Annotated in this window: 10 protein-coding genes; all 10 read left to right on the top strand. The window is 54.7% G+C overall.

The window, feature by feature from the left end:
• The first annotated feature begins 4 nt into the window (after nucleotides 1–4).
• The 10 genes from KNP60_RS13020 (at nucleotide 5) to KNP60_RS12975 (ending at nucleotide 13,227) form a co-directional block, all read left to right on the top strand.
• The gene (locus tag KNP60_RS13020) at nucleotides 5–1,747 is read left to right on the top strand and encodes an adenine deaminase C-terminal domain-containing protein (protein WP_214754297.1); all 1,743 of its coding nucleotides are present in this window, start codon (nucleotides 5–7) and stop codon (nucleotides 1,745–1,747) included.
• A gap of 68 nt (nucleotides 1,748–1,815) precedes the next feature.
• Nucleotides 1,816–2,121: a YerC/YecD family TrpR-related protein gene (locus tag KNP60_RS13015; protein ID WP_034781303.1), complete on the top strand. Its 306-nt coding sequence runs from the start codon at nucleotides 1,816–1,818 to the stop codon at nucleotides 2,119–2,121.
• Nucleotides 2,122–2,157: 36 nt separating this feature from the next.
• Entirely contained in the window at nucleotides 2,158–3,540 is a 1,383-nt protein-coding gene (locus KNP60_RS13010) for a TrkH family potassium uptake protein (RefSeq protein ID WP_052090282.1), read from the top strand.
• A 12-nt stretch (nucleotides 3,541–3,552) separates the two neighbouring features.
• Nucleotides 3,553–3,789, top strand: coding sequence for a hypothetical protein (locus KNP60_RS13005; RefSeq protein WP_131437309.1), 237 nt, complete (start codon nucleotides 3,553–3,555; stop codon nucleotides 3,787–3,789).
• Between the two features lie 93 nt (nucleotides 3,790–3,882).
• Complete coding sequence (pcrB, locus tag KNP60_RS13000) at nucleotides 3,883–4,560, top strand: heptaprenylglyceryl phosphate synthase (protein ID WP_214797637.1); 678 nt, start codon at nucleotides 3,883–3,885, stop codon at nucleotides 4,558–4,560.
• 38 nt (nucleotides 4,561–4,598) lie between these two features.
• Complete coding sequence (gene pcrA, locus KNP60_RS12995; RefSeq protein WP_034781291.1) at nucleotides 4,599–6,815, top strand: DNA helicase PcrA; 2,217 nt, start codon at nucleotides 4,599–4,601, stop codon at nucleotides 6,813–6,815.
• Nucleotides 6,816–6,824: 9 nt separating this feature from the next.
• Complete coding sequence (ligA, locus tag KNP60_RS12990; protein ID WP_214797636.1) at nucleotides 6,825–8,822, top strand: NAD-dependent DNA ligase LigA; 1,998 nt, start codon at nucleotides 6,825–6,827, stop codon at nucleotides 8,820–8,822.
• A gap of 240 nt (nucleotides 8,823–9,062) precedes the next feature.
• Nucleotides 9,063–10,907, top strand: coding sequence for a DUF7507 domain-containing protein (locus KNP60_RS12985; protein ID WP_214797635.1), 1,845 nt, complete (start codon nucleotides 9,063–9,065; stop codon nucleotides 10,905–10,907).
• Nucleotides 10,908–11,049: 142 nt separating this feature from the next.
• Complete coding sequence (locus KNP60_RS12980; RefSeq protein ID WP_214797634.1) at nucleotides 11,050–12,222, top strand: CamS family sex pheromone protein; 1,173 nt, start codon at nucleotides 11,050–11,052, stop codon at nucleotides 12,220–12,222.
• A gap of 141 nt (nucleotides 12,223–12,363) precedes the next feature.
• Nucleotides 12,364–13,227, top strand: coding sequence for a DnaJ C-terminal domain-containing protein (locus tag KNP60_RS12975; protein ID WP_214708842.1), 864 nt, complete (start codon nucleotides 12,364–12,366; stop codon nucleotides 13,225–13,227).
• Nucleotide 13,228 lies beyond the last annotated feature (1 nt).

The raw sequence follows: 13,228 nt of genomic DNA, 5'->3' as shown, positions 1-13,228 counted from the left end.
TTCGATGCCAACAAAACGATCGGCGCGGGCACCGTGGTCTAAAGCGATGATTCGGTCACAACTAGAAGTCGTGAGCCAAGTCAGGCCACCTTCGCTCGTATTGACGAATGCCACGTACTTGAACATGTACGTGAAGCAGTGGAAACAAGCAAATATTTGGATCGAGCATGACCGGATCGTCTATGTCGGGCCAGATGTACCGAAAGCGGCCGTCGAGACGGTGGACGTATCCGGAAAATATATCGTGCCTGGCTATATCGAGCCACATGCGCATCCATTCCAACTTTATAATCCGGCGACGCTGTCGAAGTATGCAGGCGAGCGGGGGACGACGACGCTCGTGAATGACAACATGCTTCTTTTTTTACAAAATAAGGAGCAAGCGTTTGCGCAACTCGATGCGATCCAACAGCTTCCGACGAGCACATATTGGTGGGCGCGTCTCGATACACAGACCGAGCTCGACCGGGACAGTGTCCTTGTCGATTCCGAGCGGATTCACGACTGGTTCAATCATCCGGACGTCATCATGGCCGGTGAATTGACGGCATGGCCGCGCACGTTGAAAGGCGATGACGAGATGTTGCAGTGGATGCTCGACGCGGAGACGTGCGGGCTCCCGGTCGAAGGGCATTTCCCGGGTGCCTCGGCGAAGACGTTGACGAAGATGGCGCTGATGGGTGTTCACAGCGACCATGAAGCGATGACGGCCGAAGAAGCGCTCTGCCGGCTCGAACACGGCTATACGACGACACTCCGTCATTCTTCGATTCGTCCTGACCTTCCGGGACTCATCCGTGGCCTGCTCGACGCCGGACTCGAGGCGTTCGATCATGTGATGGTCACGACAGACGGGTCGACGCCAGGATTTTATCAAGACGGGCTGCAAGACGCGCTTATTAAGATCATGATTGAGGCCGGATTGCCGCCGATTGAGGCGTACCGCATCGTGTCATTGAACGTGGCGCGACACTTTGGGCTCGATCACGTTCTCGGTTCGATTGCGCCGGGACGCATCGCCCATCTGAATATTCTTGATGCGATCGACGAGCCGCGCCCGTCCGCCGTCATCGCCAAAGGGCAATGGATTTACCGGGACGGGGCATCGTTGTTCCCGAACGAGCTCGTCGATGCGGCGCTCGCGCTCATGCCGTCGACGGACGTCGACATCGAACTGACGCCGAACGATCTGTCGTTCAGCATGCCTGTCGGGCTCGACATGGTCAACTCGGTCATCATGAAACTGTTCAAAATCTCGCACGACACCGGTCAAGACGAATTGCCGCGTGACGGGGACGAGTCGTTCCTCATGTTGCTTGATAAAGAAGGGAAGTGGCGCCTCAACACGGTGCTGAAAGGATTTGCCAACGACTTTGGCGGGCTCGTCAGCTCGTATTCGATTAGTGGCGACTACTTGATCTTAGGGAAATGTAAACAAGACATGCTGACGGCGTTCGAACGGATGAAACAGCTCGGCGGCGGTATCGTCCTCGTCGACCGTGGTGAAATTATCGCGGAAATTCCGCTCCCGCTCTGTGGCATGACGTCGAAGGAGCCGATTGAACAGTTGATCGTCCAAGAAGAAGTGTTGCGGTCCGAACTGCTCACGCGTGGTTACAAGTTTGAAGACCCAATCTATACGCTCTTGTTCTTGGCGTCGACGCACTTGCCATATGTGCGGGCCACACCGCTCGGAATTTACGAAGTGATGAAGAAACAAATACTATTTCCGGCGATTTTACGATGAACAGTTGAGTCCGAGCCGGTCGTGCTTTAGAATGATAAAGAAGTACGATGGAGAGAGGATGCTTGCGGATGCAACTCGATAAATTACGAGGACGAGAGCTCGATCAGCTGTTTGAGGCGATTTTGAAGCTCGATACACTCGAAGATTGTTATCAACTATTTGAAGATTTAGCGACCGTGAACGAAGTGCAGGCGCTCGCCCAACGGCTAGAAGTGGCCCGCCAAATTCGTGAAGGTAGCACGTACCATAAAATTGAAGAAGCGACAGGAGCTTCGACGGCCACGATTTCCCGCGTCAAGCGTTGCTTGAACTATGGGTCAGGCGGCTATGATCTTGCCCTTGAACGTCTACAACAATCAGAAGGTGACTCGTAAGAGTCATCTTGTTTTTGATGGGAGAGGAGGGGCGAGATGCAAGACAAGTTTATGAAGCGAAATTTACAGCTGTTCTTTCGGAAGCTGACACCGGTCCAGACACTCGTGTTGATTTATAGCGCGGCGGTCGTGTTGGCCGTCATTTTGCTCGCTTTACCGATTGCGCGACAACCGGGCGTCTCGATCACGTTCACCGATCTCGTCTTTTTCGCGGTCAGCTGTGTCAGCGTTACCGGATTGACCCCGATCGTCGTGACCGATACGTTCTCGACGTTCGGATTATTTATCATCTTGTTCATCGTTCAAGTGAGCGGGGTCGGGTTGATCAGTCTTCACGTCATCATGTGGATCTTGCTTGGCAAGCGCATCGGTTTTCGCGAGCGCCAGCTGATTTTACGTGACCAAAACCAGACGTCGATGTCTGGGATCGTCAAGTACATCACCGAGATCGTCATCACCGTTATCGCGATTGAAGCGGTCGGTGCGGTGTTGCTTGGGGTCCATTACTTAAATTACTTCGATACGGCCAGCGAGGCGTTCTTGCAAGGCCTGTTCGGTTCGATCAGTGCGACGACGAACGCCGGCTTCGACATCACCGGCAGCTCGCTCGCACCATTCCGGGAAGACCCGTTCGTCATCTTCACCCAAATCGCGCTCATGACCGGCGGTGCCATCGGGTTCCCGGTCCTCGTCGAGATTCGCACGTATTTGACGAACCGAATCATTCGGAAGCGCGAGAATTTCCCGCGCCGTTTCTCACTGTTCACAAAACTGACGGTATCGACGTTCTTCATCTTGATTGCCATCGGGACCGTCGGTTTGTTCCTGTTTGAGTATGACAACGCGTTCAAAGAGTTGCCGCTCTGGCTCGCACTCTCGGACTCGTTGTTCCAGTCCGTGACGACGCGAAACGGGGGGTTGTCGACCGTTGATGTCAACTTGTTCTCGGAAGGCAGCATGTTGCTGCTCTCGATTCTGATGTTCATCGGGGCGTCACCGTCCTCGGTCGGTGGGGGGATTCGGACGACGACGTTCGCCGTCGCCGTGCTCGGGGTCGTCGCGTTCATTCGCGGGGACTCGTCCATTAAAATCTTCGGACGTGAGATCGTGCTCGAGGACATTTGGAAAGCGTTCGTCATCATTACCGTGTCTCTGGCCGTCCTGTTGACCGGGGTCATGGTGCTGACGTTCTTCGAAGACGCATCGCTCACGCGTATCTTGTTCGAGGCGTGCTCGGCGTTCGGAACGACCGGGTTGTCGGTCGGGCTATCGTCCGAATTTAGTAACGTCGGCAAGTGGGTGCTCACCATTTTAATGTTCATTGGACGCATCGGTGTCATCGCCTTCATCTTGATTTTGCAGCGGAGACAGCCGAAACGGATGTACAACTATCCGAAAGAATCAATCATCTTAGGGTAAGGAGATCAGAACATGAAAGCTTTTTGGATCAATTTCGGTTACGTGTTCGCCGTCCCGGTGTTGCCGTTCATCGCGGTTGTGAACGGAACGGCGCTCTGTTCACCGGATTCTCCGCTACTTGATATTCCCGTGCTCGGCTTTTTCTTGGCGAATCCGCTCTGGTTCATCCCGGTGTACGGGCTGTTCGCTCTGCTCGTCGCCAAGTGGATGACGGCCCGCGAACAAAAGACGCACGCGAGACGTGCTTGAGACTTGCCTCGGCAAGTCTTTTTTTGTTCAACAGATGCAAGTGGCGGGAAAAATCGCTACACTAGAGAAGGTATCGAAGGGGAGGGAAGCCGAATGGATTTTCAATCGTGGCGCCACGTGTTTAAACTAGATCCGAATAAACCGCTCGATGATTCGGCGCTCGCGGCGCTCATCCGCTCCGGTACGGACGCCTTCCTCATCGGAGGGACCGACGGGGTCGATGCGGAGAACACATTCGCGCTCTATGCCCGACTCGAAGGGTGCGGCATTCCGCTCGCGCTTGAGATGAGCCATCCCGAGCAAGTGGTTCGAGGCTTCGATCACTATTTTATTCCGACCGTCCTGAATGCAGGAACTGTCGACTGGCTCATCGGTCATCAAGTGAAGGCGTTTGAACGACACGGACACTTGTTTCATGACCAGGTGACCGGACAAGGCTATATCGTCTTGAACCCGGACGCGAAAGTGGCCCGTGTGACCGAGGCGAAAACCGACCTTTCCATCGAAGAGGCGGTCGCTTACGCAGAAGCCGGTCATCGCTTGTTCCGCTTGCCTTCGCTTTACGTGGAGTATAGCGGCACACTGGGATCCGTCGAGCTCGTCAAAGAAGTACGTTTAGCGGTGCCGGACGCCCACTTGTTTTATGGGGGCGGCATCACTGATTTTGAATCAGCTCAAACGATGGCCGCATACGCGGACACGATCGTCGTCGGTAATGTGATTTATGACAATTTCGAAGGAGCGCTTGCGACTGTCGCAGCACTTCGATAAAATAAGAACAAACGTTTGGTTAGAGAAAGGAAACGATTATGTATAACTTGAGTGAAGAACTAGTCAAAGGCATGAACCCCCCGCAAGCGGAGGCGGTCAAATATACGGACGGGCCGCTCCTCATCATGGCCGGGGCAGGGTCTGGGAAAACACGTGTCTTGACGCATCGCGTCGCCTACTTGATGGCGTCGAAACAAATCGCGCCGTGGAACATTCTCGCGATTACGTTCACGAACAAAGCGGCCCGCGAGATGAAAGACCGGATCGCCCGCCTCGTCGGCGGTGTCGCGGACGATATTTGGATTTCGACGTTCCACTCGATGTGCGTCCGGATTTTGCGCCGCGACATCGATCGCATCCGCTATGACCGGAACTTCTCGATTCTCGACTCATCCGATCAGTTGACGGCAATCAAGCAAGTGCTCAAAGAGCTGAACCTTGACCCGAAAAAATATGAGCCGCGGACGCTCCTCGGCATGATCTCGAACCATAAGAACGAACTCCGTACGCCGCAAGACGCGGCTGGACTCGTCGGTAACAACCCCTACGAGAAAGTCATCTCGGACGTCTATACGGCGTATGAGAAAAAGTTGAAGCAAAACAACGTGCTCGACTTTGATGACTTGATCATGAAGGCGATTCAGCTGTTCCAAGAAGCGCCGGACGTGCTCGCGTTTTATCAGAAGAAGTTCCAATACATCCACGTCGACGAGTATCAAGATACGAACCGGGCCCAATATACGCTCGTTAAACTGCTCGCGCAAGCGCATGAGAACTTGTGTGTCGTCGGTGACTCGGACCAGTCGATCTATCGCTGGCGCGGGGCCGATATCGCCAATATCTTGACGTTTGAGAAAGATTACCCGAGTGCGCACGTCATCTTGCTCGAACAAAACTATCGGTCGACGAAACGGATTTTGGAAGCGGCGAACGGTGTCATTCAAAACAACTCGAGCCGAAAAGATAAGAAGCTATGGACCGAGAACGTCGAAGGGGAGAAACTGCTCCTTCACGTCGCCTCGGATGACCGGGATGAAGCGTTCTTTATCATCAATCAGATGAAAGAACTCCGCCAAGAGGGTGTCGATTACGGCGAAATGGCCGTTCTGTATCGGACGAACGCTCAATCGCGTGGACTTGAAGAGATGCTTCTCAAGTCGAACATCCCGTATAAAATGGTCGGCGGGACGAAGTTCTATGAACGAAAAGAAATCAAAGACATCTTGGCGTATTTGCGCTTGATCGCCAACCCGGACGAGGACATCTCCTTCGTCCGTGTCGTCAACGAACCGAAGCGCGGCATCGGCGCCGCGACGGTCGATAAGCTCGGCGACTTCGCCGGGATGCAGGGTGTGTCGCTCATGGAAGCGATTCGTGACATCGAGCTGTCGGGCATTGCCCCACGCACAGCGACGAAGCTTGCCGAGTTCCGTCAATTGATGGTCGATTTGCGTCAAATGGCCGACTACTTGTCGATTTCCGAATTGATTGAAGAAGTGCTGAAGAAGTCAGGCTACGAAGAGATGCTCAAAATCGAGAAGACGCTTGAAGCCGAGAGCCGCCTCGAGAACTTGCAAGAGTTCCTCTCGGTCGCGCAAAACTTCGAGAAAGAGAGCGATGAACAAACGCTCGTCGCTTTCCTGACCGACTTGACGCTCGTCTCGGACCTCGACACGCTCGAAGAAGTCGACGAGTTGCACCAAGTGACGCTTATGACGCTCCACTCGGCCAAAGGGCTCGAGTTTCCAGTCGTCTTCTTGATTGGGATGGAAGAAGGGTTGTTCCCGCACAGCCGTGCCTTGAACGACCCGGAAGAGATGGAAGAAGAACGTCGTCTCGCCTACGTCGGGATCACACGGGCTGAGAAACGTCTCTATTTGACGCGGGCCCAGTCTCGCATGTTGTACGGTCGTTTCCAAAACAACCCGGAATCGCGCTTCTTGCACGAGTTGCCAGAGACGCTCTTGGAGCGTTCGGGCAAAGCGAAAAAGGCGATGCCATGGAATCCGGTCGAGTCGCCGGGGAAACTTCCGGTGAACGGCTTCAGCTCGAAACCAAAACCGAAGCTTGCCCAGTCGTCCGGCGCCGAATCGATCGGTTGGAACGTTGGGGATAAGGCCAATCATAAAAAATGGGGTCAAGGCACGGTCGTCCAGACGCGTGGCGAAGGCGATCAGCTCGAACTCGATATCGCTTTCCCGGCAGTCGGCATCAAGCGCCTGCTCGCCAAGTTTGCCCCAATCGAAAAAGCGTGAGGTGATCACATGGAGATGGCAGAACGTGTTGAAGCGATTCGTCAAAAGTTAAACCAATACGGATATGAATATTATGTGCTCGACCGCCCGAGTGTCCCGGATGCGGAATACGACCGTCTCATGAACGAATTGATTGAAATCGAGACGGACTATCCGGAACTTCGGAGTCCAGACTCTCCGACGCAACGGGTCGGCGGTGCCCCGCTCGACGCGTTCGTCAAAGTGACGCATGATACGCCGATGCTCTCGCTCGGGAACGTGTTTTCTAAAGAAGAGCTCGTCGAATGGGTCGAACGCATCGAGAAAGATCTCGGTTACAGTCCGCTCTTCGTCGCCGAGCTCAAGTTTGACGGGCTCGCTGTGTCACTGAAATACGAAGACGGTCGGCTCGTCCGTGGCGCGACGCGCGGTGACGGGACGACCGGAGAAGACATCACGCAAAACTTGAAGACGATCCGCTCGATTCCGCTCCGGTTGAACGAGGACGTCACGTTCGAGGTGCGCGGTGAGGCATATATGCCGAAACGGTCGTTCGAACATTTGAACGACGAGCGAGAACGTCTTGGGGAACCTTTATTCGCCAACCCGCGCAATGCGGCGGCAGGTTCGCTCCGGCAGCTCGACTCGAAAATCGCGGCGTCGCGGAATTTGGCGTTCTTCGCCTACGGGCTCGTATCGACGGACGACCTCGTCGCCTCGCATGACGAGTCGCTCGCGTATTTGCGCCGTCTCGGCATCGCCGTCAGTCAAGAATACACGACATGTCATACGGCCGATGAGTTATGGGACTATATCGAAACGTATGTGACGAAGCGGTCCGAACTGCCGTACGAGATTGACGGCATCGTCATCAAAGTCGCAGCTTACGAAGAGCAAGAACAGCTCGGCTTCACGGCGAAGAGCCCGCGTTGGGCCGTCGCGTATAAGTTCCCGGCCGAAGAAGTCGTGACGACGATTGAAGACGTCGATTTCAGTGTCGGGCGGACCGGAAAAGTCACGCCACGCGCACGGTTCGCACCAGTCTCGGTCGCCGGGTCGACCGTGACGTATGCGACGCTCCATAACGAGGACTTCATTGTAGAGAAGGACCTTCACATCGGGGACCGTGTCGTCATCAAGAAAGCCGGCGATGTGATTCCAGCCGTCGTCTCGGCGCTCGTCAGTGAGCGGACCGGGGAGGAGACGGAAATCGTCTTCCCGACGCATTGTCCAGCTTGTGAATCTGAACTCGTACGGTTAGAAGGAGAGGCGGACCACCGCTGCGTCAATCCGGAATGCCCGGCCCAACTGCTCGAAGGGTTGATTCATTTCGTGTCACGCCCGGCGATGAACATCGATGGGCTCGGCGAGAAAGTAATCACACAACTCCACGCGTCCGGGCTCGTTCATAACGTGGCCGACCTGTACCGTCTCGACCGGGACGCGCTCCTCGAGCTCGACCGGATGGGCGAGACGTCGGTGACGAACTTGCTCGCGGCGATTGAGCAATCGAAACAGAACTCGCTCGAGCGCGTCTTGTTCGCGCTCGGTATCCGCCTCGTCGGACAAAAAGCGGCCGCGTTGATTGCGGAACGGTTCGAGACGATGGAAGCGGTCATGGAGGCCTCGATCGACGACTTGACGTCAATCGATGGTATCGGTACGAAGATGGCTGAATCGATCGTCTTATACTTTGAGAAGCCGGAAGCTCGTGACCTCGTTCGTGACCTCGGCGCGGCAGGTGTCAACCTGACGTTCAAAGGTACGAAACGACCGGTCGCTGACGCTGATGCGCCGCTCGCCGGCAAGACGGTCGTTTTGACCGGGAAACTGCATGAGATGACGCGCGGGGAAGCCGGCAAGCAGCTCGAATTGCTCGGTGCGAGTGTCACGGGAAGCGTCAGCAAGAACACCGACCTTCTCGTCGCCGGCGAGAAAGCCGGGTCGAAACTGACGAAAGCCGAATCGCTTGGCATCGAAGTGTGGGACGAGGCGGCGTTGCTCGCCTTCTTGGCAGAACAATCTTGAAGGAAAGGTCTTCCGTGTGGAAGGCCTTTTTTCATTGACCTAATTTTCAACCGTTTTAGGATGACGGCGGGTTCGTGAGAACGTGCGAAGGGTAATGAATAGTATCTACAAATACTTTTTGACACCAAGAACTCACACCACGACTCGCGCACAATCATCCTCTATCCCTCTCCCGTGCCGGAGCGTGTCATCGCAGACAGTCGTCACAGTTTGGCAGACACCTTAGAGGAGGGGACCATCATGCGAAACACTAACCGACGCATCTTTGCACTCATCACATTCGTCCTCGTATTGATTGGCATGTGGGCACCGAATGGCATTTATGCGAACACGACAATGACACCAACGCCAATTTATGCACAAATTGATTTGAGCCCTGAAGAAATCGAAGCGTACGACGACGCAAGCCTGATTTACGACGACGTGACGTACTACGGGGCGCGTGAATCGTCAACGATTTGGCGGTTCATGTTGGATGCCGCCGACGTTGACGTTACGACCATCGATCAAGTCACGTTATATAATGGTGAGGGCGTTCCTTATTCGTTCCCGGACGCCGTCTATGCATTTCATGTTGAGGAACTTGCGGGCGAGTCGACTGAGCCGGGTGATGACGGGACAGAGACAGTTCCGGACGTTGAAACACCGGTCGAGCCTCCGCTCGTTGAATCAGAGCCAGAACCTGTCACAGAAGAAGTGACCGCACCCTCCGCCACCCCAGTAGTTGCCATCGATCAATTGGTGCTCGGTGCCGACGGGCCAATCGAGCGTGTGTTAGGCGGAGATTTAGTGACGTATCGGCTCGTCATCGATGTGACGGGCGCCCCTGTCGATAATTTTTCCGTATCCAACACGGTCCCGGAAGCGTTGACCGTCGTCGCGGACTCGGTTGAAGTTCTCGGTCCGGAAGGGTCGGTACCCCCGACGACCGTGAGTGGACCACCCGCCTTCGATTGGACGTTTCCGACGATACCGGTCGGGACGACGACAATCCAGTTCGATGTGTTCGCACCAGACGTGACAGATGAGACGGTGGTGACGAATACGTTTTGTATCGGTGTTGAAGGAGCAGATGAATTGATTCCGGCCGAATGTGCCGAGGCGACCGTCACGGTCGTACCGAATGAGACGATTGGTCTCGAGGTCGGTAAAGAGGCAAATATTGATCAAGCCGTCGTCGGCGGAGTGATTCCGTATACGTTCGTCATCGAGAACACAGGCGAGACGGCGCTCATGATCACCTCCATCGAAGATGAGTTCTTTAGCGGCGACATCGATGCTGACAAGGTCGAAGCATTCAATGCCGACGTGCGTGAGCAGTTGATGGCGCTCATCGGGGAGAACGGCCTCGCGGCAGGTGAACGCGTCGAGGCGACGGTCAACTTAACAATCCCGAGCGACTATGACCGGACGAACGCTCCTGAGATCGGGAACGTGTTCCGGGTCGGTGCGACCGATTCCTATGGACGGATCGTCGATGCCGAGAGTCAACAGATCGTCTTATTGAACCAAGCTGATTTCACGGTCACGAAAGTGGCGAGCCCAGGGACGGTGCACCCGGGCGAGGCGATTCGCTATACGTATACAATCACAAACACGTCGAATGTCACCTTGTACTTTGTCGATGTCATCGATGAATGGACGAGCGGGGCGTTGACGACCAAAGAACAGCGCGAGACGACCGAGACGCTTCGAGACGGCATGCAGGCTCTCGCTGAAGTCGAGAACGGACTCATCCCAGGTGAGGAAGTCGTGCTTGAAGTGGAGAAAGTGTTGTTACCATCCTATGATGTGCGAGCGGGCGCAGTACTGACGAACCGGACGACGTTCACGTTCGAGGTCAATCGTGAAGCGCGTGTGTCCCGAACGGCCGAGGCGACGGTGCATGTGAAACAAGCCATCCCGGAACCTGAACGCGACGAATCTGTGTATGTGCCTGAACCGACGACCCCGGTGACACCTGACCAAGCGACACTACCGATGACAGGTTCGACAGAAACGTGGGGGACGGTCATTGGTCTCGTTTTAATCGTGCTCGGGCTCTTGTTCGTGACGCATCGGCGCCGTCCATCCACAAAAGCATGATCGCAGGCGCCCTCCGACACGAGTCGGGGGGTGCTTTTCTTTGAATCGGGACTGATGCCGCTTCGACACTTTTTTCGACGGACGATTTTGTTATAATGGACGAAGTGTAACGAATCGAATCATCAAAGGAGTTCAGACATAGATGAAATGGAAACAATTGATTATCCCAGCTCTCGCCGCGACGGTTTTCCTCGGCGGGTGCTCGATGAAAATCCCGATGGGGGAAGAGGAAGTCACACCGACGGGTGAAGAGACGGCAGCCGAAGGCGTCACAGAAGCGATTCAAGCGCGTGATTCATATTACCAGATGGTCATTCCATTTAAACCGGCGGCAGCCCGAGGTTTGGCCCAGCGCCAAGTGAGCTCGTCGCTCGAGCTCGAAGAAGTGGAGCTCGGCCTCATGCGCCATTCGACCGGCGCATTCAAACCGGAAAACTATGCGTACCAAGAAGGACAGCTATTGACGAGTGAAGATGTCTCGCGTCTGCTTGGCCGTAAAGACAAAACGGCAGAAGGGCTCGTCCCGCTCAACCCGGCGTATGCGAACGGCACGGCCGAAGTGGCCGAAAACCAATTCGTCGAGGAGAATAAAAAGTCGCCACTCTATTTGGCGTCGCTCGTCGAACAGAACTATATGACGAAGACGGATAACGGCTATCAACTCGGCGGTGTTTCATTCGCTTTGATTTTGAACCGGGAGTACGTGTTCCAAGCGCCGAATTTCGGTCCGACGTATACGGAAAAGTTGGACGAGAAGAAAGTCATCGCTGAAGGAGAACGCATGGCGAATGAACTCGTCGCCCAGTTGCGGAAACGTGAGGACTTCAAAGATCTCGATATCAACGTCGCATTGTATATGAAAGCGTCGCAAGGGTCACCGACGCCGGGGAACTATGTCAAATCGGCATTCGTTGGCACGGCTGGCGAGGTGACGGCGAGTGATTGGAAAGATGTCGACGAGACGTATTATTACTTCCCGTCCGCCAAAGCGACGACGGAAGTGCGCGATGACGCTCAAAAATTCTCCCTCTTCAGCGACCGAATCGCTGATGTGTTCCCAGATTTCAGCGGGATGATCGGGAAAGGTTTTTATCAGAACGGGGAATTGTCACGGATTGAGATCGATATTCCGATCCAGTTCTATAGCCGAGCCGAACTCGTCGGCTTCACGCAGCACGTCGTCGGCCTGCTCGAGAACCGCTGGGAATACAACCGGAACGTACCGGTCCGAATCAACGTCACCTCGCTCGGTGGCGAACAAGAAGTGACGATCGTGTTTGAAGAGGGCATGGATAGTCCGAAAGTATATTTCTAACCGATAAGAAGGCATCGTGATGAAACGAATGCCTTCTTTTTTTCGTATGACAAGTAACGAGGAAATTCTTTGACCTTCTTTGACCAAATCGGTAGAATAGACTTAACAGAATCGGGAAAGGGATAGGTGAGGTGAAACGAGATGGCAAAAAACTATTATGACGTCCTTGGCGTGCCGAAGCAGGCATCCGACCAAGACATAAAACGAGCGTATCGAAAGTTGGCAAAACAATACCATCCGGACGTGAATAAAGATCCGGGTGCCCAAGACAAGTTCAAAGCAATCCAAGAGGCTTTTGACGTGTTGAGCGATCCTGACAAAAAAGCGAACTATGACCGTTACGGAAGTCCGGAAGGACCGACGTTCGGTGGAGGGTACAGCGGTGATGGGTACGGGGAAGGATCGGCCCAATTCGAGGACTTGTTCCGTCAATTCGGCGGTGGGTCACGAACGACGTCGCGCACATTCGGTTTTGAGGACATGTTTGGCAGCTTCTTTGACCAGGCGGTCGAAGAAGACCTCGATGAGACGGTCCGAGTCAATGTCCCGCTCAGTCAGTTGACGAGTGATGCCAAAGTGAGCCTGCGCCTACAGACGGGGACGGTCAACGTCAAAATCCCGCAAGGCGCCCATGAAGGACAAAAGCTGCGGCTCAAAGGCAAAAGCAGTAAAGTCGGACAGTCGGGCGATCGAGGCGATGTGTACGTCGAGCTCCACTTCACCGATGACGACATGTACCGGCGCGAAGGGGCGAACGTCATCACCGTCAAACGGTTGCGTCCGCTCGCTTTCCTCGACGGCGCGGAAGTCGTCGTGGCGACACTCGATGGTGGTCGGGTCAAGCTGAAAGTCAAACCGGGGTCGCGGCCTGGTCAACGGATGCGCATCCCGGGACGTGGATTCATGACCGCTTCGAAAGTCCGATCGGATCTATTCGTCCAACTTGAAGTCGATTTGCCGCTAGACGCCGCCCACCGATCTGTTTACGAACAACTCGAACGCTGAG

It is taken from the genome of Exiguobacterium sp. s5 (assembly GCF_018618075.1).
Taxonomy (GTDB): domain Bacteria; phylum Bacillota; class Bacilli; order Exiguobacteriales; family Exiguobacteriaceae; genus Exiguobacterium; species Exiguobacterium mexicanum_A.
Note: the sequence above shows the minus strand (reverse complement) of the source record. Positions and strands in the feature narration are given on the sequence as shown.

Bases quoted from the DNA above. Each gene is read 5' to 3' on its own strand.
- KNP60_RS13020 (WP_214754297.1), top strand. From the start codon at position 5: ATGCCAACAAAACGATCGGCGCGGGCACCGTGGTCTAAAGCGATGATT.
- KNP60_RS13015 (WP_034781303.1), top strand. From the start codon at position 1,816: ATGCAACTCGATAAATTACGAGGACGAGAGCTCGATCAGCTGTTTGAG.
- KNP60_RS13010 (WP_052090282.1), top strand. From the start codon at position 2,158: ATGCAAGACAAGTTTATGAAGCGAAATTTACAGCTGTTCTTTCGGAAG.
- KNP60_RS13005 (WP_131437309.1), top strand. From the start codon at position 3,553: ATGAAAGCTTTTTGGATCAATTTCGGTTACGTGTTCGCCGTCCCGGTG.
- pcrB (WP_214797637.1), top strand. From the start codon at position 3,883: ATGGATTTTCAATCGTGGCGCCACGTGTTTAAACTAGATCCGAATAAA.
- pcrA (WP_034781291.1), top strand. From the start codon at position 4,599: ATGTATAACTTGAGTGAAGAACTAGTCAAAGGCATGAACCCCCCGCAA.
- ligA (WP_214797636.1), top strand. From the start codon at position 6,825: ATGGAGATGGCAGAACGTGTTGAAGCGATTCGTCAAAAGTTAAACCAA.
- KNP60_RS12985 (WP_214797635.1), top strand. From the start codon at position 9,063: ATGCGAAACACTAACCGACGCATCTTTGCACTCATCACATTCGTCCTC.
- KNP60_RS12980 (WP_214797634.1), top strand. From the start codon at position 11,050: ATGAAATGGAAACAATTGATTATCCCAGCTCTCGCCGCGACGGTTTTC.
- KNP60_RS12975 (WP_214708842.1), top strand. From the start codon at position 12,364: ATGGCAAAAAACTATTATGACGTCCTTGGCGTGCCGAAGCAGGCATCC.